This is a genomic window from Mesorhizobium sp. M2A.F.Ca.ET.039.01.1.1 (assembly GCF_003998035.1).
In the GTDB taxonomy this organism is placed as follows: domain Bacteria; phylum Pseudomonadota; class Alphaproteobacteria; order Rhizobiales; family Rhizobiaceae; genus Mesorhizobium.
On the sequence record NZ_RZRY01000964.1, the window covers coordinates 1 to 1913 of the forward strand.

At 64.7% G+C, this 1913-nt stretch carries 3 protein-coding genes; 2 read left to right on the forward strand and 1 reads right to left on the reverse strand.

Annotated features, from left to right (window positions below; genetic code table 11):
* On the reverse strand, positions 1-633 hold a 633-nt coding region (locus EOA24_RS36140; RefSeq protein ID WP_189354529.1), incomplete at its 3' end, for an FHIPEP family type III secretion protein.
* 121 nt (positions 634-754) lie between these two features.
* Between EOA24_RS36140 and EOA24_RS36145 the strand changes: the two genes are divergently transcribed.
* The gene (locus EOA24_RS36145; protein ID WP_126081505.1) at positions 755-1054 is read left to right on the forward strand and encodes a putative quinol monooxygenase; all 300 of its coding nucleotides are present in this window, start codon (positions 755-757) and stop codon (positions 1052-1054) included.
* Between the two features lie 212 nt (positions 1055-1266).
* On the forward strand, positions 1267-1913 hold a 647-nt coding region (locus EOA24_RS36150; protein WP_133374821.1), incomplete at its 3' end, for a chloride channel protein.

Genomic DNA, 1913 nt, shown 5'->3' on the forward strand with positions numbered 1-1913 from the left:
GATCAGGCCGGCGATGGCGTCGCCGCGCACGAATTTCGAGGCACCGTCCATCGAGCCGAAGAAGGAGGATTCTTCCTCCAGCTCGCGGCGGCGCAGCTGCGCCGTCTTCTCGTCGATCATGCCGGCGGAGAGATCGGCGTCGATCGACATCTGCTTGCCGGGGATGGCGTCGAGGGTGAAGCGCGCACCGACTTCGGCGATACGGGTGGCGCCCTTGGTGATGACGATGAAGTTCACCACGATCAGGATCATGAAGACGATGAGGCCGATGACGAAATCGCTCGACATCACCAGCTTGGAGAAGCCCGAGATGACATAGCCGGCGGCATGCGTGCCCTCATTGCCGTGCGACAGGATCATGCGGGTGGTGGCAATGTTGAGCGACAGGCGCAGCATCGTGGCGATCAGCAGCACGGTCGGGAAGGACGAGAAGTCGAGCGGCCGCTGGATCCACAGCGCCACCATCAGGATCAGCACCGAGAGCGCGATCGAGAAGGCGAGCCCGATATCGATGAGGAAGGCGGGGATCGGCAGGAACAACACGGCCAGGATGACGACGATGCCCAGCGCGAAGAACACATCGCGGCCGTTCTTCGCCACCACGCCGGACGGTAGTGTTTCGCTGATTGCCATGTCGTCCCCAAATCAAGACCCGCCACGCACAGGTCAGGCCCTTGACCGTAATCCTCCAAGCGTGCGCGAAGGTGGGAGAGCGGCTGCGCCGCCTCGATCCCGTCGGCGGAAGGAAAATCGCATGCTGCTGATCATCGGCACGGTTCGGCTGCCACCAGACAGGCTTGAGCAGGCAAGGCCAGCAATGCGACGCATGATCCTGGCAAGCCGCGCCGAGCCGGGCTGCCTTCACTATTCCTACGCGCAGGATGTGCTGGACGCCGGGCTCATCCATGTTTCGGAAGCCTGGAGCGATCGCGCCGCGCTCGAAGCGCATTTCAAATCGGCGCATATCGCCGAGTGGCGCGCGAGCTGGGCTGAGCTCGGCATCGGCGATCGCAAGCTTACGCTTTTCGAGACGGATGGCGGCGCGCCGACCTGAAAGCGGGCGGCTTTCAGGCTGGAGGTGGGTAGGAACCCTGCCCGCCCGCTTACCTACAGCCAGGGCCAGACCTGGTTCGAGGCGCCCGGCGCGTGGTTCACGCACCGTCAAATTGGCGCCACAAGCGGTCGGCATTGCGGTTGCCACGCATAGTTACCGCGCGTATCACCCATGGCAGCTGTTTTCTTTCCGCATACCGGCGAGCCGTTCACTTGCCTGCCAGAAACGATCCACGAGTCTACGCCCGCCGGCTTCGCGCGGTGCTGATCAGCTCGATCCCCGTGCTCGAGGCGCGCGGCATCGTCATCGTGCTGATGGCCGGCATGGTCGGCGCGATCGCGGGCGCGCTGGTCACCGGCATGAGCGCGCTGGTGCAAGGCATGCACTATTTGCTGTTCGACGTGCAGCCGGGCGGCCGGCTTTCGGCAATGTTCTCGCTCGCCGATCCGGTGCAGGCGATGTTCCCCGCCATCGGCGGCCTGCTGCTCGGGCTTTCGGTGATCTGGCTCAGGCGGTTCAAATTCCGTACCCCGGTCGACCCTATCGAAGCCAACGCGCTCTATGGCGGGCGCATGTCGCTCACCGACACGTTCATCATCGTGGCGCAGACGATGATTTCCTCCGGCTTCGGGGCTTCGGTCGGATTGGAAGCCGGCTACACGCAGATCGGTTCCGGCATCGCTTCCCGGCTTGCCCGCGCCTTCCGGCTGCGCCGCAACGACGTGCGCATCCTGGTCGGCTGTGGCGCCGCCGGTGCGATCGCCGCCGCTTTCGACGCACCGCTGACCGGTGCCTTCTACGGTTTCGAGCTGGTCATCGGCATCTACTCCGTCGCCAATGTGGCGCCGGTGATGGCGGC

Excerpts from the sequence above, each read along its gene's own strand:
- EOA24_RS36145 (WP_126081505.1), top strand. The coding sequence starts at position 755 with ATGCTGCTGATCATCGGCACGGTTCGGCTGCCACCAGACAGGCTTGAG.